Source organism: Rhizomicrobium electricum, from assembly GCF_011762045.1.
GTDB classification, from domain to species: Bacteria; Pseudomonadota; Alphaproteobacteria; order Micropepsales; family Micropepsaceae; genus Rhizomicrobium; species Rhizomicrobium electricum.
This window is the reverse complement of the sequence record NZ_JAASQS010000009.1, coordinates 286,134-306,465: the sequence shown is the minus strand read 5'-3', so window position 1 is coordinate 306,465 and position 20,332 is coordinate 286,134. Positions and strand designations below refer to the sequence as shown.

Annotated in this window: 18 protein-coding genes; 8 read left to right on the top strand and 10 right to left on the bottom strand. The window is 62.7% G+C overall.

What is annotated here, in order from left to right; genetic code table 11:
• Positions 1 to 166 precede the first annotated feature (166 nt).
• From nifB to nifT, 4 genes are read left to right on the top strand one after another with little or no spacing between them, the layout of a single operon-like run.
• Entirely contained in the window at positions 167 to 1,624 is a 1,458-nt protein-coding gene (gene nifB / locus FHS84_RS18585; RefSeq protein WP_166937025.1) for a nitrogenase cofactor biosynthesis protein NifB, read from the top strand.
• 21 nt (positions 1,625 to 1,645) lie between these two features.
• Entirely contained in the window at positions 1,646 to 1,840 is a 195-nt protein-coding gene (locus FHS84_RS18580; RefSeq protein ID WP_166937024.1) for a 4Fe-4S binding protein, read from the top strand.
• Positions 1,837 to 2,103, top strand: a complete 267-nt coding sequence (locus FHS84_RS18575) for a nitrogen fixation protein NifZ (protein ID WP_166937023.1) — start codon at positions 1,837 to 1,839, stop codon at positions 2,101 to 2,103. The genes FHS84_RS18580 and FHS84_RS18575 overlap by 4 nt, the downstream gene beginning before the upstream one ends.
• Positions 2,100 to 2,306 carry a putative nitrogen fixation protein NifT gene (gene nifT / locus FHS84_RS18570; RefSeq protein ID WP_166937022.1) on the top strand — a complete coding sequence of 69 codons (207 nt, stop codon included), beginning with the start codon at positions 2,100 to 2,102 and terminating at the stop codon, positions 2,304 to 2,306. The genes FHS84_RS18575 and nifT overlap by 4 nt, the downstream gene beginning before the upstream one ends.
• Here the strand turns inward: nifT and draG are convergent, their stop codons facing one another.
• The 5 genes from draG to nifA are packed head-to-tail and all read right to left on the bottom strand — an operon-like array spanning position 2,307 to position 7,467.
• Complete coding sequence (draG, locus tag FHS84_RS18565; RefSeq protein ID WP_166937021.1) at positions 2,307 to 3,182, bottom strand: ADP-ribosyl-[dinitrogen reductase] hydrolase; 876 nt, start codon at positions 3,180 to 3,182, stop codon at positions 2,307 to 2,309. It lies immediately after the preceding gene.
• Positions 3,182 to 3,976, bottom strand: coding sequence for an NAD(+)--dinitrogen-reductase ADP-D-ribosyltransferase (locus FHS84_RS18560; protein ID WP_166937020.1), 795 nt, complete (start codon positions 3,974 to 3,976; stop codon positions 3,182 to 3,184). Before FHS84_RS18560 ends, draG begins: the two co-directional genes overlap by 1 nt.
• A 3-nt stretch (positions 3,977 to 3,979) precedes the next feature.
• Positions 3,980 to 5,203 carry a cysteine desulfurase NifS gene (gene nifS, locus FHS84_RS18555; protein ID WP_166937019.1) on the bottom strand — a complete coding sequence of 408 codons (1,224 nt, stop codon included), beginning with the start codon at positions 5,201 to 5,203 and terminating at the stop codon, positions 3,980 to 3,982.
• 18 nt (positions 5,204 to 5,221) lie between these two features.
• A complete protein-coding gene (locus FHS84_RS18550; protein WP_166937018.1) occupies positions 5,222 to 5,833 on the bottom strand; it encodes a nitrogen fixation protein NifQ in 612 nt (203 codons plus the stop codon).
• A gap of 2 nt (positions 5,834 to 5,835) precedes the next feature.
• Entirely contained in the window at positions 5,836 to 7,467 is a 1,632-nt protein-coding gene (gene nifA / locus FHS84_RS18545) for a nif-specific transcriptional activator NifA (RefSeq protein WP_208393956.1), read from the bottom strand.
• 284 nt (positions 7,468 to 7,751) lie between these two features.
• Here nifA and FHS84_RS18540 point away from each other — a divergent pair, with 284 nt between their 5' ends.
• The 3 genes from FHS84_RS18540 (at position 7,752) to FHS84_RS18530 (ending at position 12,643) form a co-directional block, all read left to right on the top strand.
• Positions 7,752 to 7,958, top strand: coding sequence for a TOBE domain-containing protein (locus FHS84_RS18540; protein WP_166937017.1), 207 nt, complete (start codon positions 7,752 to 7,754; stop codon positions 7,956 to 7,958).
• Positions 7,959 to 8,495: 537 nt separating this feature from the next.
• Entirely contained in the window at positions 8,496 to 9,722 is a 1,227-nt protein-coding gene (locus FHS84_RS18535) for an aminotransferase-like domain-containing protein (protein ID WP_166937016.1), read from the top strand.
• Between the two features lie 245 nt (positions 9,723 to 9,967).
• On the top strand, positions 9,968 to 12,643 hold the full coding sequence (locus FHS84_RS18530; RefSeq protein WP_166937015.1) for a PAS domain S-box protein: 2,676 nt from the start codon (positions 9,968 to 9,970) through the stop codon (positions 12,641 to 12,643).
• 11 nt (positions 12,644 to 12,654) lie between these two features.
• Here FHS84_RS18530 and FHS84_RS18525 read toward each other — a convergent pair whose 3' ends face one another.
• Both FHS84_RS18525 and FHS84_RS18520 read right to left on the bottom strand, forming a co-directional pair.
• Positions 12,655 to 13,518: a formate/nitrite transporter family protein gene (locus tag FHS84_RS18525; protein ID WP_166937014.1), complete on the bottom strand. Its 864-nt coding sequence runs from the start codon at positions 13,516 to 13,518 to the stop codon at positions 12,655 to 12,657.
• A gap of 27 nt (positions 13,519 to 13,545) precedes the next feature.
• Positions 13,546 to 14,160 carry a TetR/AcrR family transcriptional regulator gene (locus tag FHS84_RS18520; protein WP_166937013.1) on the bottom strand — a complete coding sequence of 205 codons (615 nt, stop codon included), beginning with the start codon at positions 14,158 to 14,160 and terminating at the stop codon, positions 13,546 to 13,548.
• A 459-nt stretch (positions 14,161 to 14,619) separates the two neighbouring features.
• Here FHS84_RS18520 and FHS84_RS18515 point away from each other — a divergent pair, with 459 nt between their 5' ends.
• Positions 14,620 to 17,220, top strand: a complete 2,601-nt coding sequence (locus FHS84_RS18515) for a glycoside hydrolase family 3 C-terminal domain-containing protein (RefSeq protein ID WP_166937012.1) — start codon at positions 14,620 to 14,622, stop codon at positions 17,218 to 17,220.
• Positions 17,221 to 17,276: 56 nt separating this feature from the next.
• Here the strand turns inward: FHS84_RS18515 and FHS84_RS18510 are convergent, their stop codons facing one another.
• The 3 genes from FHS84_RS18510 to FHS84_RS18500 all read right to left on the bottom strand — a co-directional run bounded on the left by FHS84_RS18510 (position 17,277) and on the right by FHS84_RS18500 (position 19,913).
• The gene (locus tag FHS84_RS18510; protein WP_166937011.1) at positions 17,277 to 18,674 is read right to left on the bottom strand and encodes a carbohydrate porin; all 1,398 of its coding nucleotides are present in this window, start codon (positions 18,672 to 18,674) and stop codon (positions 17,277 to 17,279) included.
• A 198-nt stretch (positions 18,675 to 18,872) separates the two neighbouring features.
• Positions 18,873 to 19,475 carry a hypothetical protein gene (locus FHS84_RS18505; RefSeq protein WP_166937010.1) on the bottom strand — a complete coding sequence of 201 codons (603 nt, stop codon included), beginning with the start codon at positions 19,473 to 19,475 and terminating at the stop codon, positions 18,873 to 18,875.
• 114 nt (positions 19,476 to 19,589) lie between these two features.
• Entirely contained in the window at positions 19,590 to 19,913 is a 324-nt protein-coding gene (locus FHS84_RS18500; RefSeq protein ID WP_166937009.1) for a hypothetical protein, read from the bottom strand.
• Between the last annotated feature and the right edge of the window lie 419 nt (positions 19,914 to 20,332).

The window sequence follows — 20,332 nt, the reverse complement described above, 5'->3', positions numbered from 1 at the left end:
CGTTGTCGGAAACCCGACAAGACAAACGTCTGGATGACCGCCGCGTGTCGCATATCGCACGCTGCGTGCGGCCGGCATTACTGCAATTCGTGCGCATTCGGCTGAAATCACGGTTGGCACGGCGCGTGCAAAACGGCATCTCCGAAGCTTGCACCACGCGTGTGTCATGCCGCAGAACATTGTCGCGTTATCCAGCATCGGCCGATTTTCGGGAGCGTTGTGCGAGTCGTCAGGATGTTCGTCGCGCGGAACCTGCGGCAGTGCGGCGGACGATTTGCCGGACGCGGTCTGGCAGAAGATTCAGGATCATCCCTGCTACAGCGAGGACGCGCACCACTACTTCGCGCGCATGCACATCGCGGTTGCACCGGCGTGCAATATCCAGTGCAATTATTGTCACCGGAAATTCGACTGCGCCAACGAAAGCCGCCCCGGCGTGGTCAGCGAGAAGCTGGAGCCGGAAGAGGCGTTGCGCAAAGTCCTCGCGGTCGCGGCCGAAGTGCCGCAGCTTTCGGTCGTTGGCATTGCCGGACCGGGCGACGCACTCGCCAATGCGGAAAAGACGTTCGCGACCTTTGCGCTGATCCACGAAGCGCTGCCGCATCTGAAACTGTGCCTGTCGACCAACGGCCTGATGTTGTCGGATCATGTCGACCGCATCGCGGCGATAGGCATCGATCACGTCACCATCACCATCAATATGGTCGATCCCGAGATCGGCGCGCGTATCTATCCGTGGATTTTCTATCGGCACCAACGCTGGGAAGGGATCGAAGCCGCCCGCATTCTGCACCAACGCCAGATGGCAGGGCTGGAAGCGCTGACCGCCAGGGGAATCCTGGTGAAGGTCAATTCGGTGCTGATCCCCGGCGTCAACGACGAGCACTTGACGGCGGTGAACCAGGCGGTGCGTGCGCGGGGCGCCTTCCTGCACAATGTCATGCCGCTGATTTCCGATCCCAGCCACGGCACCTATTACGGACTCAACGGCCAGCGCGGCCCGACACCGGCGGAATTGCGCAAAGTACAGGACCAGCTCGGTGCCGACGCCAAACTGATGCGCCATTGCCGCCAATGCCGGGCCGATGCGGTCGGTCTGTTGGGCGAAGACCGCGGCGCCGAGTTCACCCGCGACAAACTCGGCGAAGCCAAGCCGTTCGATCCCGCGCAGCGCGAAATGTATCTCGCCGTCGTCGAGCGCGAACGCGCCGACCGCCAGAATGCCAAGGAGGCCGCACAAGTGGCCCATAAAATCGAGGAAGCCCCAGTGCTGGTTGCGGTCGCTACCAAAGGTGGCGGCCGCATCAACCTGCATTTCGGTCATGCCAACGAATTCCAGATCTACGAAGTCGGGCCGGACGGCGCGCGCTTCGTCGGCCATCGCCGCACCGACAAATACTGCGTCGGCGGACATAGCGAGCCCGATGCGATGGCGACGAGCATCGCCGCGCTCGAGGGTGTTGCAGCCGTGTTCTGCGCCAAGATCGGCGAGCGACCGCGGCAACGTCTGAAAGAGGCGGGCGTCGAAGCGGTCGATGCCTATGCCTTCGACTATATCGAAGCATCCGCGATCACCTGGTTTGCCGGACGGAGCCAATCGGGAACCGTCGCGGCGACCGCGTGATGGCGTAATAGGGAGAATGTCATGGCCTTCAAAATCATCGCCGAGAATTGCACCGGGTGCGGTGCCTGCCAGTTCGAATGTCCCAACAACGCCATTTCGTCCAAAGGCGGCCTGTTTTCCATCATCACCGGCAAGTGCACGGAGTGCAAAGGCATCTATCCGACCCAGCAATGCGCTGCCGCCTGTCCGATCCCGAAAACCTGCGTGAAGGCATGAGCGAACTGACCGAGTGCGACCGTCCGCCGGTGTTTCAGCCGGGCGACAAGGTGCGTGCCGGCCGCGCCGTGCGCAATGACGGCAGCTTCCCCGGTAAAGCCATCGGCGATCCACTGATCGGGCCCGGCGAAGTGGGATATGTCCGCGCCATCGGCACCTTCCTGCAGCGCCATGTCATTTATGAGGTGGATTTCTTGTATCGCGGCCTCGTAGTCGGGATGCGCGCCAACGAGCTGGAGCTGATCGAGGCCGCCGATCCATGAAAATCATGCTGCGCAAGACGGGTGAAGGCTATGCGGTCTACGTTGCGAAGAAGGATCTCGAAGAGAAAATCGTGGCGATGGAATGCCCGTGCCTGTGGGGCGGCAAGGTGACGCTCGCCAACGGTTGGGTGTTTCAGCTTCCCGACATGGCGCCCGATACGCGCCTGCCGATCAGTGTCGAAGCGCGACGGCTGGAAGCCTGATCAGCGCAGCGCCAGCAGTGCGGGCACTTGGTCGCGGATTTCGGCGACCACGGCCGGATCGATGCGGCGCAGCCATTCGTCGGGAATGGCGCTGGCGCCGTACGTAGCACCTGCCAGCATGCCGGCGATGGCGCCGGTAGTGTCGGCATCGCCGCCCTGATTGACGACCTCGATCAGATAGCTCTTGAACGTGTCGGTGCGGAAATAGAAGTGCAGCACAGTTTGCAGCGTGTCGACGATGTAGGGCGACGACAGGCCGTGATACGGCGTGAACTGAAAGGTGCGATGTTTGGCAACCAGCGCATTGGCGTGCGCCCGCACGTCCTTCACGCCGCCGCCCGAGACGAGCGACTGCACCATCGCGCCGACCGCCAGCGTGGCGTCGTCCGACAATGGATGATTATGGGTGATGTGGCACTGGCCGAGGGTCCAGCGCTCGAAATCGATCCGCGAGGCGAGGGTCGCCAGCGCCACGGGCAGGGTCCGCATGCAAGCGCCATTGCCGGCATCGCCGTCGTTGAACGGCTTTTCCGTCGTGCCTTGATGCATGTAGCGGCTGATACCGCGCCGGCAGGTATTGCCGATATCGATGGGGCGGGTACGAAGCCACGCGACGAACGCCTCACAGATGGCGCGGGTGTCGAAGCCTCCCGCTGCGATCAGGGCGCGCCCGAGCGCGAGGCTCATCGCCGTGTCGTCGGTCACCTGACCCGGCTTCAGCTTCAGCCAGCCGCCGCCGATGATACGATTGTGCTCGCCGTACTTCGCCTTGATCTCGCCGCGGGTGAGGAACTCCACCGTCGCGCCCAGCGCATCGCCGACGGCAACGCCGAGATAAGCACCCAAGGCACGGTCAAGGAGCTGGTTTTGGTCCATCAATAATAATGCGCCTTGGCTTCGTAGTCGCCGCCGATCACGACGTATTCGCCTTCGCCCTTAAGCGCATGACGCGGCAACAGCGAGTTGAAGAACAGGATTTTTACGGTCGGTACCGCCACCTCCAGGATGGTGTCGCCGAAACTTTCGGCGAGTTCGCGTTCCGAGGTGAAGGACAACAGGCTGTTGAGCCGCACGATGACGTGCCGCTTGTCGAGCCGCTGCAAGAGCTGCTGTTCCTCGAAGCTGTTGGTGCCGCGAAAGAGCGTGATGTGCTTCTGGCCGACCGAATGGAAACGCAAAAGACTCCACTGACAGAACTCGTAGAGCAGATCGAGCTGCAATTGGATGGCGTTGGAGTGGAATCGGCTCGACATTTTTTCTTCGACATAGGTGATCCAGGCGGAACCGGAGAAGCGGTCGATCGGTGCCTTGTGGAAGGTCGGAAACAGGCCGAAGCGGCTTTCGACCCAGCCTTTCAGCACCGCCCCTTCCGGAGAATTGGCTTCGTAGCCCCAGCCGCGCAACAGGCGCAGATAGCTGGAGGCGCGAAAGCGCGCCGGGCCGCGGCCGTCGCGATCCTGATCGTCGAGATCGAACATCGTCGCCATATAGGCTTCGAACATGCCGGCGGCGGTTTCGGGCGTGTCCGCTTCGGCCAGCATCCTGAACAGCGAGCGGTTCTGTTCCCGCACGGAAGCGATATGTAAGGGCACCGGATAGGCGTTGAATGCGGTGGAGGCGAGAAGGCCGGTCGGAACCCCGACGAGATTGGTGGAGTGTCCCGGCCCCATGGCTCACTCGGCCGCCGCCGCGAACAGCGAGTTTTCGCGTGCTTTGGCGACGATGGCGGGGAGCAGCGCTATCACGCGATCGATGTCGTCGTCAGTGGTCTCGCGCGACAGCGAAAAGCGCAGGACGCCGTGCGCCGCGGTGTAGGGCACACCCATCGCCCGCACCACATGGCTGGGCTCCATGGCACCGGCGGCGCAGGCCGAACCGGAGGAGGCGGCAATGCCTTCGCGGTTCAAGCGGTGCAGAAGTTCTTCGCCATCGGCGCCATCGAAGGCCATGCAACTGGTACCGGGCACGCGATTGCGGATGTCGCCGAGAACGGCGCTGCCTTCGATGGCCGCCAGCACGCCGTATTCCAGACGGTCGCGCAGGTCTGCAATCCGTTTGGTATCGGACTCAATCCGCTCCACAGCCAGTGAAGCCGCTGCGCCGAAGCCGACAATACCCGGAACGTTTTCGGTACCTGCTCGCCGGGAACGCTCCTGCCGTCCGCCGCGCAGCAAGGCGCGGAATTTCGTGCCTTTGCGCACATAGAGCGCACCGATCCCTTTGGGGCCGTGCAGCTTGTGGGCCGAGAGCGACAACAGATCGATCACGGTCGATTGCACGTCGATCGGAATTTTTCCCGCCGCCTGAACCGCATCGGTATGGAACACGGCGCCCATCGCGTGCGCCATCGCGGCGAGTTCGGGAATGGGAAACAGCGTGCCGGTCTCGTTGTTGGCCCACATGATCGACACCAGCGCGGTGCGCCGGCTGAGCGCAGCGCGGTAGGCAGGCATGTCGAGGCGACCGAAACGATCAACCCCGATGCGGTGAATGACGAGCCCGTTATGCTTTTCAAGGTCGGCGAGGACCGCCAGCACGGCGGGATGCTCGACCGCCGACGTCACCACCTCGTTGCGGCTTTCGCGCCGCAAGGCTTGGCGCAAGGCGGCGTTGTTGGCCTCAGTGGCGCCGGCCGCAAACACGATCTCGTCTTCGTGCGCGGCGCCGATCAGCGTCCGCACCTGCTGGCGCGCGTGGGCAACGGCGGCGGCGGCGGCGCGGCCGAAATCATGCGCCGAGGACGGGTTACCGAAGCTCTGGGTGAAGAACGGCAACATGGCCGCAACCACCGCCGGATCGGTGCGGGTGGTCGCTGCGTTATCGAGATAGGTCCAGTGCGTGACTGCCTCCGGCGAAAGCCGCACGGCTGTATCAGCAACATTGGTGCCAGAGGTCATGCCAATCCGCCCAAGGACTTAGCGTTGTCGGGAATCCGACATGTCGGGTTCCGTCTCGGTGTTGCGGCGGACATGAGCGAGGAAGGATTCACCGCTTTCGTCGCCGAAACAGGCCTCGAAGTCGCAGCATTCGCCGCAGCTTGGCGCCGTGCAAAGGGTGTAGGCGGCATCGCGGCAGATCATGCGGAAGAAGAACTTCTTCCATTTCATGTCCTGGGTGTTGCGGCGGGCGAGGGGCGCAAACCATTCGGTCATCAGGCGGCTGAGTTCGCCGCGATTGGCGAGGCCAAGGTCCTGCCAGAGATGGTTGGGGCATTGCGAGCGGCGCGCGATCATGCCGGCCAGGAGCCGTTCGAATGCCGATCCGGTCGATGTTCCGCGTGTCAGAAGCGCGAGAAGGCAGGCTTCGTCCTCGGGACGGTGTAGTGGTTCGCTGGGGCTCAGCGCTTCCGCAGCGTGTGGAAAGAAGGTGATCAATTCTGACGATGCATCCAATCCGGCGGTCTCGGCAAGCGGACGGCCGCTGGCTGAAGTTTCGGCCGAAGCCACCGCCAGAATGGAGGCGAGCACATGCGTAGCGAAGTCCTTTCGCGTTCCCATCAGCCAGCGGTAGGTTTCATCCGCCGTCATGCTCAGAACTTCTTCAGCGGGATGCCTTGTTTCTTCAAGGCATAGCCGATTTGGCGTGGCGTAAGTCCGAGAATGCGGGCGGCTTTGGCTTGCACCCAGCCGGCCTTTTCCATCGCGTCAATCAAGTGGGCGCGGTCGAGGTCTCCATGAGGCTCGACGGGCTCCGGTGCCGTGGGCGCCATCACCGGATGCGGCGGTTCGGCATTGACACCCTTCCACAACATCGCCGACAGGCAGCCTTCCTTCTGACACGGGAAATCGCCGTCGGCCAGAAGCTTGGTCCGCGCCAGCGTGGCGGTGTGACGGATGCAGTTCTCAAGTTCGCGCACATTGCCGGGGAAGTAGCAGGATTCCAGCATCGCCAGCGCCGCCGGATTGAGCGCGAGCTGGGTGCCGTGTTCGTGATTGAAGCGGGTCAGGAACTCCTGAGCCAGCGGCGCGATATCGTCGCGGCGGTCGCGCAACGGCGGCAGGAAAAGTGGCACCACCGCGAGGCGGAAATAGAGATCGGCGCGGAATGCCCCTTTGGCGACCTCGGCCTCAAGATCGCGATTGGTGGCGCAGACGAGGCGGACATCGACTTTCAGGGTCCGCGTGCCGCCGACGCGCTCGAATTCGCCTTCCTGCAGCACGCGCAGAAGCTTGGCCTGAAACGACGGCGAAATCTCGCCGATCTCGTCGAGAAAAAGCGTGCCGCCATGCGCCAGCTCGAACCGTCCCTTGCGCTGATTGAGGGCGCCGGTGAACGCGCCTTTCTCGTGACCGAACAGTTCCGACTCCAGCACCGATTCCGGCAGCGCCGCGCAGTTGAGCTTGATGAATGGTCCGTTCTTGCGCGGCGACTGGTTGTGGATCGCGTTGGCGATCATCTCCTTGCCGGTGCCGGTCTCGCCGCGCAGCATGATGGTGGAATTGCTGCGGGCGACGCGCTTCACCTTCTCCAGCACGTCCATCAGCGCGTGACTGTGACCAATGATGCCTTTGACGGTGATGTTGCTCCGACCCTTGACCTCGTTGCGTTCCTTGGCAAGGCGGGCTTGTTCGCCCAAAAGTCGTTCGCGATCCTGCGCCACCACCTTGTGCAGCCGGAGCGCTTGGCCCACCAGATTGGCGACCATGGTGAGGAAGCGCACATCGCTGTCGAAGGGAACCGGATGATCGCTGCTGGTCTGAACCCGGTCGATGGTGAGGGTACCCAGCACGCTGTCGCCCTGCTTGATCGGCACGCCAATGAAGGACACGACGCCGCTTTCGGCGCGGTACTCTTCCGGTGCAGAGCGGGAGAACAGCGGATCGCGCGAAACGTCGGGCACCACCAATGCCATTTTGGTGACCACGATCTGGCCGATGGCACGTTCCGGAAGGCGCTGGAAGAATTGTTTGGCGTTGGCTTCGGTCCAGCCCGATCCGACCACCAGTTCCGCGGTGCCGTCCGGCGTCAGCAGCGCGATCAGGCCGCGCCGCATATCGAGGAAGCTGGAAAGCAATGCCAGCACGCCGGAAAGCGTCGGCTCCAGCCGGTTGGGCGCGGCCAGGAGCTTGGAAATCTCGTAAATGCCGCCGAGCGCCATCTCGGCCCGGTTGCGGGCAGCCATAAGGTCCTGACGACCTTTGTCCATTGCGACCGTATTCATGACCTTCGGTCCCGTCTCTTTCGGCACCCGACCAGCCACGATCCTCCCAGTCCTGTTTTTCGAAGGTATTGTGCATGAACCGCGCCACACGATCTTGCCGCGGCTTGGCCGAAACGATCAGCTTTACAAATCAAGTCGCGCGCAACTTTGCCGCGGCAGGTAGCTTGCGCGGGATGCTCTGCCTAACTCTTGGGCGATCTGCCGCCCAATTGCTCGGCGATCATCGGCGCTTGTTGTGCCGGACGAATCTCGCAAAAATCGGCGTATCCACGAGGACGTCTTCCATGAAACTCAGCGCCCGCAATCAGCTCAAAGGCAAGATCGTCGCCGTCGTCAAAGGTCAGACCACCGCGCATGTCCGCATTGATCTCGGCAACGGCATGGTCGTCACCTCTTCGATCACCAATGAGGCCGTCGATGATTTGCAGCTCGCGCCCGGCGACGAGGCGATCGCGATCGTCAAGGCCTCCGATGTCATGATCGCGAAATAGCCTTTACTGCACCTCGATTTTCACGACGTCACGAACTTGTCGCGCTCCTTGTTTGTCGTCCGGTATCGGCACCGCCGATCTCGTAATTAATTGCGCGTTCGGTTTCGAGCCCGTCAGTGGCTCGGGGAGGGCGCACCGAGACTCTTTGGGTCTAGCTCTCCTTGCCCCCTGATTGCGCGGTCCGTAGCAAATTGCCGGTCTCGGAACGATTCAAAGACCACTCCCTTGCTCGTGGCCGAAGACTATGGGCGGGGCCGGTCCAGGACCGCGTCGGGAATCCGCTGCGCCCGCGAGGCCGACACCGACCAATGCAGGGCGTTCGGCTCTGGCGGTGTCGAATTCCCAAATCTGCCGATTTGTCGCATGAAAATGTCGAAAATATACAAAATTGTGAAATGAAAATCTTGATGGAAGGCATATGAAGAAAGGAATGTACGGATTGGCCGTACAGGGGTGCTGACTGTTGTAACAGCAGATGCGAAAGGTTTCTGGAGGCGCTTCAGCCCAGTGTCCGTGTGTGCCGTGAAGAGGAATGTGATGTCAGATTGGTCCGAACATTATGCGACGCGTGTTTCGAATATGCAGGCGTCGGAAATCCGCGAATTGCTGAAGCTGCTGGATCAGCCGGACATCATTTCCTTTGCCGGCGGCATTCCCGATCCCGCCTTGTTTCCGCATCAGGCAATCGCGGCAGCGTATCAGCGCATTCTCGGCGATCCGGAGCGATCGGCGGTGGCGCTGCAGTATTCCATCAGCGAAGGCTATCTGCCGCTGCGCGAGTGGCTGGCGGGATATATGGGCCGGCTTGGCGTCGCCTGTACGCCCGAGAACATTCTCATCACCAACGGCTCCCAGCAGGCGCTCGATTTCATCGGCAAACTGTTCCTCTCGCCGGGCGATACTGCGCTGGTGGCATGGCCGACCTATCTCGGTGCGCTGCAGGCGTTCAACAGCTACGAGCCGCGTTTCGACGTGCTGCCCGGTCCCGACACCAATCGCTCACTGGAAAGCTATACCGCCGGGGGAATGGCTAAGCCGAAATTCGGTTACGTCATGCCGGAATTCCAGAATCCGACCGGCACCAGCCTGAGCCTTGCCGAGCGCGAGCGCCTGCTCGATACCGCGGCCGAGTTCGATCTGCCGCTGGCGGAGGACAGTGCTTACGAAAAGCTGCGCTATGACGGCGAACGCGTGCCTTCGCTGCTGGCGCTGGCGGCCGCGCGCGCCGGGGGCATCGATCATTGCAAGGTGCTCTATTGCGGCACCTTCTCCAAGAGCATCGTCCCGGCGCTGCGCATCGGCTGGATCGTGGCGGCCAAGCCGGTCATTCAGAAGCTGGTGCTGATGAAGCAAGCCAGCGATCTGCATGTCTCCACCTTGAACCAGATGGTCATGTACGAAGTCGCGTCGGCGCTGATCGAGGATCTGGCCGACACGATGCGGCAGGTCTATCGCGAGCGGCGGGACGCCATGGTCGCTGCGCTCGACCGTTATATGCCGGAGGGTGTCAGCTTCACCCGGCCGGAAGGCGGTATGTTCGTTTGGGTGACCTTGCCGGAGGGGATCGATGGTGCCGCGCTTCTGAAGCGCTGCATTGAGGTGGGGCGGGTGGCCTTCGTGCCCGGTGCCGCATTCTTCGCGGACCGCTCGTGCCGCAACACCATGCGCATGAGCTTCTCCTTGATCCCGCCGGCCAAGATCGAAGAAGGCATCAAGCGCCTCGCTGCGGTTCTGAAGCAGATGATCTCGGAAACGGCAGTTTGAGCGCGGTGGAGTAGACGGTCACACACTCTGCCGCCAGCCGATGATGGCGCGCACGGGCGGTTTCATGCGGATGCACCGCACCGGCGTCGCCGTATCGCGCCACGCCGAAGTTGCCGTCACGATACGGTGCCCGTTAGGTGTTTTTACGGCCTGTTAACCGGGCTCTGGCGCCGCCACTAATAATGGCGAGGTCGGATCGGGAGTGCGCCAATGCGTGGGAGTTCGAGCCATTCGGGCTTGTGCGCATGAACGCGTTCCGGCTGTTCCAAAAGCACAGCCTGCCGATACCGGGGGGCGCTTATTCCCTGGGGCTCATCCTGGTGGTGCTGACACTGGCGCTGCGTACCTTTCTTCTTCCCGGCTTCCAGATACCGATCCTCGTCATTTTCGTCCCGGCCATTCTTGCGACATCTACGCTCGGAGGATTCCGGGCCGGGCTCTTTGCGACCGTGTTTGCGTGCGTTAGCGCCGACTACGTTCTCATTCCGCCTTTCTTTTCGCTGACCATTCCATCGGGAAATGCGGAGATGGATTTGGTCTCGCTCGCCGTCACCGGATTGGTCACGTCCGCCGTCTGCGCGATCCTGCGCAGTGCCATCCAGCAAAGCGAAGCGGCGAAGGCGGAACTGGCCCGCGCTCTGCAAGCCGCCGACCGGCTGGCCCAGGAGCAGAATCGAACGGAGATGGCACTTCGCGACAGTCTGGAACGTCTTGAGAAGGTGTTGGACAACCAGACCGTCGGCGCGATGTTCTGGGACTTGAACACGGGCGCGATGGTCGATGCCAACAAGACCTTTCTCGACTTGATGGGGTATAGCCGCAGCGATCTCGAAGAACGCCGCCTGTTCTGGCAGAACCTGACGCCGCCGGAGTATCTCGATGTGAGCCGCGCGGAAGTCGAGAAATTCCTCGCCACCGGGCGGGTCGGTCCGTACGAGAAAGAATACTTCTGCAAGGACGGCTCGCGGAAATGGCTCCTGTTCGCCGGCAGTTCGCTGGGGGGCAATCAGTGCGTGGAATTCTGCGTCGACATATCCGCACGGAAGAAGGCGGAAGCGGCACTGCGCGAAAGCGAGGAGAAATTCCGCAGCTTGATCGACCAGGCGTCCGACGCGTTTTTCCTCCACGACGAGAACGGCCGGTTTCTCGAGGTCAATCGCCAGGCTTGCGACAGTCTGGGCTACACGCGCGACGAACTTCTGCGCATGAGTATCTTCGATGTCCAGAGGGACCTCGACCGCGCCGAGGCGCAACGGGACTGGAACGCGGCGGAGCCGGGCAACCCGCGCACCATCGAGGGATGTTATCGGCGCAAGGATGGAACGGAGTTTCCGGTCGAGACCAGGCTGTGCGCCTACCACCTAGGAGGACAAAAGCTCCAGCTCGCATTGGTACGGGACGTTTCGGAGCGCAAGCGGGCGGGCGAGGCGCTCAGGACGCAGGCCAACCTGCTGATGCAGTCGTTCGATGCGATCATCGTGTGGCGGCTCGATGGCGTCATCGAATGGTGGAACGCGGGCGCCGAGAACCTGTACGGCTTTTCCGCAAATGAAGCGGTGGGGAAGGAGACGCACAGTCTGCTTTCGACGACGTTCCCACGGCCATGGGCGGAGATCCGGGCGGAACTGATCGACAAGGGATCGTGGGAAGGCGAATTGCAGCACCGCACGCGCGAGGGCGATGTGGTGATCGTTTCCGCGCGCAAGCAGCTGGTTCGCGATTCTCACGGCGTCGAGCGGGTGCTGGAAACCAACCGCGATATCACCGAAAAGAAGCGATCGGAGGCCGCGCTGCGGCAATCGGAGGAACGCTATCGCCTGCTGCACGAAACCATGCGGGATGCCTTCGTGCAGACCGATATGGACGGCACCATTCTCGATCTCAACGACGCCTTTTGCGACATGCTCGGCTATTCGGCGGACGAGTTGCGCGCCATAAGCTATCGGGATCTGACGCCCGAGCGGTGGCACGGCGTCGATGCCGCGCAGGTGAGCGGATCGGTTCTGACCCGCGGATATTCCGATGTGTACGAGAAGGAATTTCGGCGCAAAGACGGCGCCGCATTTCCCGTCGAACTGCGGGTGATGCTGTCGCGCGATGCCGGCGGCCGGCCGGAAACCATGTGGGCCATCGTTCGCGATCTGACCGAGCGCAAGCAGTACGAGGAGCATCTTCGCACCATGCGCGATCAGTTGGCGCATGTGGGCCGCGTGAGCGAACTGGCGCAGGTGTCGGCGGGGATCGCGCACGAATTGAATCAGCCGTTGGCGGCCATGATGAACTATTCCAACGTCGCCAAGCGGCTGATCGCCACCAGGGAAATCGCCCACCTCGAACGGGCGCAACGCGCGATGGCTAAGGCGGCGGACCAGGCCGAGCGGGCGGGAGTGATTATCCGGCGCATGCGGGGCTTCATCGAAAAGCGCGATACGAAGCGCACGCTCGAGAACGTCAATATCATCGTGGAGGAGGCGGTTGCGCTCGGCCTCTTGGGAACGCAGGGCGACGGGATCACGACCGACCTGCAACTCGGCGACGACCTCCCGCTGGTCTACGTCGACCGGGTGCAGATCCAGCAGGTCATCGTCAATCTCATGCGCAACGCCATCGAAGCCATGGCGCAGTCGCCGCGGCGCGAGATCACCCTGGCGACGACACTCAATGCCGAAAACGAGGTGGTCATTTCCGTGGGCGATACCGGACCGGGGCTCTCGAAGGAGGCCGTCGACCGCATCTTCATGCCGTTCTTCACCACCAAGCCGGGCGGCATGGGCATCGGGCTGGTCATTAGCCAGTCGATCTTCGAGGCGCACGGCGGGCGGATCACGGTGGACTCGAACCCCGGCCGCGGCGCCTTGTTTCAATGCCGTCTGCCCGCGGCCGACAGCATAGCCTCGGACATGGGACTGGCCGCCGGATAAAGGGGGGCGTTCTATTTGTTGTTTTCGACTTCCTTGGCGACCTGTCCGTAATTGAGGGCCGCTACCAGCGCGACACCGCCGCAGATATTGCCGAGCAAGGTCGGCAGGAAGAACCGCAGTACGAAATCGTCCCACCCCGCCATGCCGGCGAACGCCAGGTAGGCGCAGTCGACCGACCCGGCGATGATGTGCGAGAACTGCGCCAGAGCTATGACATAGGTTATCACCGCGATGATCGTGGGCCGTGCTCCTTCCGCGGCGGGCAGCAGCCATACCATCAGCGCGATCAGCCAGCCGGCGAAAACGGCCCGCGCGAAGGTCACACCGAAACCGTCCTGGATCGTCTTGCCGGCAAGATCCGCAAGGCTGGCATAGACGCCGGATTCGAATAGCGGAACGTGGGCAAGGATCGCGGCGATGGCCAGCGCGCCGGCGAGGTTGGCGACCAGCACGATCGCCCACAGCCGCAGGACTTTGACCAGTGTTTCGCCGTTCCGGTTGTGCAGCAGCGGCAGCACGGGTGTCAGCGTGTTTTCCGTGAACAATTGCTGGCGACCGAGCACGACGATAAGGAAGCCGATCGTATAGCCGAGAGGCGCAAGGATCGTGCGGGCCGGTCCGGCGGGCAGGGCATGCGCGAGAAGGCCTTCCGTGATGAAGGAGAATCCCATCGACAGTCCGGCGGCCAGCCCCGAGGCGGCCAGCGCCCACGCCGCCCGTTCCAGTTCGCTGACGCCTTCGGCACGAATGGTCTCGTGGATCAGGGCCGCATTGGGACGGGTCTGGGTTTCGACCTGTTGCTTCTGCTTGTCCGAAAGGTTGTCGAGCTGGGCGGCGCCTCCGAAGCTCGGTTCGACGGTGTCATTGTCCGGCATGGGGGCCTGCGATCGGTCGAAATGTCCTCACGCCGGGTTCGCTTTCAGCGCTTGCGTCAACATCTGGGTGAGGGTGGCGATCACCATCTCCCGTGGAATGCCCATGCGGTCGGCTTCCTGGAGGCACTGAGACATCGCGCCGACGATGGCCTGGCCGGCGATTTCCGGATCGCAGTTGGCGGGGATTTCCTGATCGCTCATTCCCTGCCGGATCAAATCGGCCCAATCCATGCCCCAGCGCCGCACCGCCGAAGGTGCGCGCAATCCGTCGGCATCGATGAGCGCTTCGTCCGCCATCACCGCATTCAGCAGTCTCGGGTTCTGGTCCGAAAAGGCGTAGATCGCTACCAGGGTCTGGGCGATCGTTTCCTCGATCGAGGTGTTGCGCACGACGCGGGCCCGCATAAAGCTGTGAAACTCAGTACGGGCATCGTCGACGAAGGCGAAGAAGCAATCCCGCTTGTCCCGGTAATGCAGATAGAAGGTGCCGTGGCCTAGTCCTGCCGCGCGGGTAATGTCCTGCGGGCGGGTCTCGTGATAACCGCGCTCCGTGAAAAGCTTCCGTGCTGCTGTCTTGATTTTTGCAAGGCTATCGGGGTGCCGAGGGGCTGTTCCGATATTGGCGTGTATATCGCCATCCATGAAATCCCCTTCGCAGCGCTGTACCGTGCTCGTACCCTATTCGACAATGGCCATCCGGTATTCCAGTTCCGTCGCAAAACGCCGAATAATTCGCCGTGAGAGCTTCCGCTGGAGCAGTCCGTCAAAGGGCCGATGACGTTCTTTTCTCTTTTACGGGGTGTGGGTGACCGGACGGGCGGGCGGGCGCTTAGCTGCCGCCGCGTTCGGATCGCTCTTCGTTGGTCCGCCCGAGGCAACCGCGCGGGGATCTTGCGACTATCTGCCCGATGAGGGCCAAGGAGGCCATCGCGTCCTATTAATGTGGCGTTCGCGGTATCCGTGAGAACGCACGCTCACTCAGATTTGTAGCGCGGCTGCGTTGGGAAAGAGTGGGCAAACGCGCGATCCGTCTTCCGCGAATTGAAGAGAGCCGGCGAAGCAGCTATCAACTTCTCAGACAAAAAAATCGGGGAAGGATACATGCGCGCCTCTCACTGGGTATTTCCGTCAATCTTGCTGCTTGCTTTCGGGACGACCGCTTTCGGCCAGAACGCAGCGCCGTATCTCGATCCCAATCTGTCGCCGCAGGCGCGCGCCGCCGATCTCATTTCCCGCATGACGCTGCAGGAAAAAGTCCTGCAGATGCAGAGCGGCTCGCCCGCGATTCCGCGGCTCGGCATTCCGGCCTACAACTGGTGGGGCGAGGCTTTGCACGGCGTCGCCAACGGGCACGCCACCGCTTTCCCCCAGGCTATCGGACTGGGCGCGACGTTTGATACCGACCTGATCCATCGCGTCGCCGATGTCACGTCGACTGAAGCGCGGGCGAAATTCCATGAAGCCCAGCGCAACGGCGTTCCGGCCCGTCCGGGCGTCATGCCGACCGACATCGCGCTGACCTTCTGGTCGCCCAACATCAACATCTTCCGCGATCCGCGCTGGGGCCGCGGCCAGGAGACCTACGGCGAAGACCCGTTCCTGTCGGGCCAGTTGGGCGCCGCATTCGTCCGCGGCATGCAGGGCGACGATCCCCGCTATCTCAAGACGGTGGCGACGCCGAAGCACTATGCCGTCCATTCGGGTCCGGAAACGCTGCGCCACGGCTTCGATGCCAAGATCAGCGACTACGACCTGAACAACACTTATCTGCCCGCATTCCGAACCGCCGTCACCGAAGGCAAAGCGGAATCGGTGATGTGCGTTTACAACTCGGTCGACGGCGTGCCCGGTTGCGCGTCGCCCGATCTGTTGCAGAAGCATTTGCGCGATGCGTGGGGCTTCGCCGGTTATGTCGTCAGCGACTGCGGCGCGGTCGGCGATATCTATCAGAACCACAAGTATACGAAGACGATGGGCGCGGCGGCGGTTGCGGCCGTCAAGGCGGGCACCGACATCACTTGCGGCACCGAATACGAGACGCTGCCGGACGAGGTGAAAGCCGGCACCATCAGCGAGGCGGAAATCAATCGCGCGCTGGAACGGCTGTTGGTGGCGCGCATCCGGCTCGGCATGTTCGATCCGGCGGACCGCGTTCCTTATGCCTCCATCCCGATCAGCGAGAACGATTCCGCGGCGCACCGCAAGCTCGCCCTGGAGGCGGAAAACAAGGCCATCGTCCTGTTGAAGAACAAGGGCATCCTTCCGTTCAAGGCCTCGATCAAGAAAATCGCGGTCCTCGGTCCGTCGGCGGATGATCCCGGCGCGCTGCTGGGCAACTACAACGGCATTTCGACCCGTCAGGTCACGCCACTGGAAGGCATTCAGCATCAGTTCTCGGATGCCACGGTGCGCTATGCGGTCGGCGCCAGCTATACGGACTCGACGCCGGTGCCGGTCTCTTCGGCCGCGCTGAGTTCGGCGGACGGCAAGACGCCGGGCGTCAAGGCCGAGTATTTCGACAATCCCGATTTTGCCGGCACGCCCAAACTCGTGCGCGACGAGGCGCGCATTGCCTTCAACCAGCGTTCGAGCGATGCGGCCGCGCAGGCCGTCATCCGCGGTGAGAAATACTCGATCCGCTGGACCGGCACCTTCACGCCGCCGGTCAGTGGCGAATACCTGCTCGCCGCCCGCACCCATATCTGGAATCGCGGCGGCAAGATTCACATGTTCATCGACGGCAAGGATGTCGGGACCAATGTCACGCAAGGCCCCAGCGCCATCCCCGGCGCGCAACCGGTCGGCATGATGGCGTCGCGCAACGCGGACGCCAAGTTGAACCTGATCGGCGGGCACAAGTATTCGATCCGCGTCGAGCTGCAGCAGAATGGTCCCGAAGGCACGACCGATCTGTTCTGGATCGCTCCGAAACAGGCGGCGCTCCGCGAGGCGGCCGATGTCGCCAAGCAGTCGGACGTGGCGGTGGTGTTCGTCGGCCTCAATTCGTCGCTCGAGGGCGAAGAGAATCCGTGGGTGAAAATTCCCGGCTTCCTCGGTGGCGACCGCACCAGCATCGATCTGCCCGAACCGCAGGAGAAGTTGATCGAAGCCGTGGTGGCGACCGGCAAGCCGGTGGTGGTAGTCCTGACCAGCGGCAGCGCGCTCAGCGTGAACTTTGCCGACAAGCATGCGGCTGCGGTGCTGCAGGCCTGGTACGGCGGCGAAGAGACCGGCACGGCGGTGGCGCAAACGCTGGCCGGCTCCAACAATCCGTCGGGCCGTTTGCCGGTGACCTTCTACAAGGGTCTCGACCAGGTGCCGGCCTTCACCGATTACGCCATGAAGGGGCGCACCTATCGCTATTTCAAAGGCGAGCCGCTTTATCGCTTCGGATACGGCCTCAGCTATTCCCGTTTCACCTATTCGGGATTGAAGGCGGTCCGCAATGGTGCGGACGCGACGGTGAGCGCCACGGTGAAGAACGCTTCGGCGCGCGACGGCGACGAAGTGGTGCAGCTCTATACGTCGGGGACCGGCGAGGAAATCCGCTCCCTGAAAGGCTTCCAGCGCGTGCATCTCAAGGCCGGCGAAAGCCGCGAGGTGAGCTTTACGCTGAAGGATGTGCCGCAGGGCCGGATCGGCGTCAGCGTCGGCGGCGGTCAGCCGGTCGGCAAGACCGCTCATGTGAAAGGGTCGCTGTAGAAGACGAGGGGGCGCTCGGCTACCTGTGCCGGGCGCCCCTCAGCCCCGTAGTACGTCTAGATCTGAATCGCAGTCCGCAGCCCGATGACGAATGCGTTCTTCATCGCCGGTGACGGCAATGGGGCCTCGGGATCGGCGCTGTGGCCGGCGGGGTGGATGATGTACTGGATGTCGGGCTGGATCGTCCACCACGGGGCGACGACATAACTATACGACAGCTCGACCACCGCTTCGTAGTCGCGCAGCGGGCGTTGGGCCGATGGATTGGCGAGATTGTAGTCGCGATCGAAATCGCGGACGCGGTCGCTGATCTTGGCGTACGCGAAGCCGAGGGCGAGGACATCGTTGTCGTGCCCCTCGATGAGGCCGATATAGCTGAGACCGGCATCGGCGTAGAAGGAGACCATATTGCGGTCTCCGGGTGCGGCGCCGACGCGGAAAAATCCGCCGAGCCCCTGGTTCTCGCTTTCGCCTTCCCGCCACAGACGTTTGTCGATCACCGCGTAGAAGCCGTAATCGCCCCGCCGCGTATACGGCTCCGCCCCGGTAACCGCCGCCAGGTCTTTGTCCTCGTCATAGCGCAGATCGGTGAAATGGCCCGAGTGATACCAGCCGCCCAATTTGAAGCTGGCGGGAAGATCGCCGGGCACGACGTAGCCGATCTCGCTGATGACGAACACGTCCTTGTCGGTGCTGAAGGTCAGGCCGTTGTCGTTGCAGACCTGCCCGTTGCCGCTGCAGTCTCCGGCCGGATCGCCGTTGAAAACCGCCGTTTGCCAGGAGAACGACATGTCCGGCGTCCATTTCACCCGCACGCCGGGAGTCGACAGCGGATAGCCCGGACCGCCGTTCGGCAGGTCGGCAGCCATGATCGCGGCCCAGCCGAAGGTGCCGTTGACGAGCGCGGCCGCATAATCGCTCAGCAGGAATTCGTCGTCGGCGGCAATCTGGCCGATGCGGATCGACAGGGTGTCGTCGAACAGCTTTTGCTCGAGATACGCGTCGAACAGGCGGGTGGCGCGGTTGGCCTCGATGCTGGAAGGATCGAGCAGGTTGCCGCCCAGTGTGTCGGCCGTCAGTCCGCGGCCATGGATTTGAAGCGCGTTGACGTGAATGGTAGCGCCGCGCCAACCCGCCAGCCGTTCGAGGTCGAGATCGAGATCGAACTCGGCGCGGCCGGTGAACACGGTGCCGGTTTTGCGGCCGCCGGAGGTGTTGCTGAAGGTTTCGGCCACTTCCGACGCGCTCAGCGTCACGCCGCGATCCTGCAGGTCGGTGCGCAGCCCGGCCCAGGTGCCGGTCAGCGTATCCTGTGTCCATATACTATCGGGCGTGCCGGTTGCCGCGTTTTGGGCAAAGCCCGGTATTGCGGCCGCGATGGCCGCCGCCGCCAGCATCGGAAGAACGCGCCGGCGGCGCCGGGCGGCGTCAGGCGTATCCGTTCTTCCCGTCATTCCAAGCACTTCCCCTCGTAAGGCCGGTCGGCTCCCCGGACGGCCGCAGGTAGTAAATAGTATTGAGAACTAGTCGCAACTAACGTGGCAATATAGGCCATGGGGAAGGTGCGCGCTCAAGGGGGGCGCGTCAAAACGTCTTCAAACTTTCGGAAAACAAAGTACTGCGAAGTGCAACGCCTGTGCGAACGCGGGGCTCTACATCAGAGGTACGCTTTGCCCGCCGACGAACTGCCCGAGCGCCGGATCGTAGCGAAGATGCTCCGGTTTCGCGCCGCGACGCTCCAATACGATCGTAATGCCCGGCGTTCGCGCATCGGCCTGGATCGCGATGATCGTGCCGTCCGGTATGGCGATGTCGGTGATTTGGGAAAACCGAAGCGCCGGGAACGAACGGCAGTTGCGGCAGTTGGCGGCGATTTTCTGCGGCAGGGCGGGGTCCATGCCTCCATCCGGTTGAACCGGAATGCGCAGAAGCATCATGCGCGCACTTTTCCGCGCCAGCACATACAAACCGTCGGCTGCGGGATGGACGGACAGGAGCGTGCGATCCGGGCGTGCCGGCATCAGTTCCGCTGCCATGTCCGGCGGCTGGCCGTTCCGGAGGAACAGGAGTTTGCCGTTTGGCGCATTCTGCGTCGACAACAGGAACGTCTGGTTTCCGCGCACCACCGATACCGCCACTGGCCCGGCGATCCGGGTATCTGTCGTTGTCCCGGCTTGTGCAGCTTGCGGCACCAACGCTGCCAGAAATGAAAAAGCGAAAATCGTCAAAACCGTCAGTTGTGTCCTGGATAGCATCGATCGCCCCTGTGCTCGCGTCGTGGCGCAGGTGCCGAAGCGGCTGCGCTGGACGTACCCGAAAATGCGGTGAGAGAGTTCGCAACGGAGGGAAGGTCTCCGCCGCTAGGGGAATTAGGCCGGCGGGGCCCGGCTATGCCATGCATGCGAGGATGCCGAAATCGCGGCGGGTGCGTGCTGGATGATCGGATCGAGAAACCCGAACGCGACGGGGAGGGCGATCGGCAATGCCGTAGGGGGAAGGTAATTCCCGCTCGCGAGGACGGCCTGGCACCAGGGACAGTGCGCCATCGCAGCGTCGCCTGTGTGCTTCGCCAGACGAAGCGCGTCGGATGGAGCGCCGGAAGCGGCGTGTCCGATATCGGCCGATGTCGCCGCCGGAAAATGGACGTGGGTTTGGACGACGAATATCTGCAGCAGAAACGCGATCAGCACCATCGGAGTGGCGATCGCTCGTCCCCACGATGGTTTCTCAACTCGCAACGCAAGGTTGATGCGTGTCTTCGGCATCGGCTTGAAAGGACACTACATTGTCGGCCGCAGCGAGTATGGCACGGCCCGGCGGCGGCGTCGCGCACTTCTTTACGTTTGATTAACCAAGGAAATCTCGGCGCCAATGCGGATCCTGACGTCCGCTTCGTTCGATCATCCCGTGCATCCGCACCCGGCGAAAGCCCGCAGATCTATCGCCGGCGTTCGAATGACCGGTTCGTCCGTACAAAGACATCACCTTGTAGGCGAGCCTGCGACACGACCATAGCCGAAACATCAGGACGATAATTTCCGCATTGCCGCGCAACCCTCGATGACGATGTCGGGGCGTTGCGGAGCCGTTAGCGCTGAACGCACGCGATATT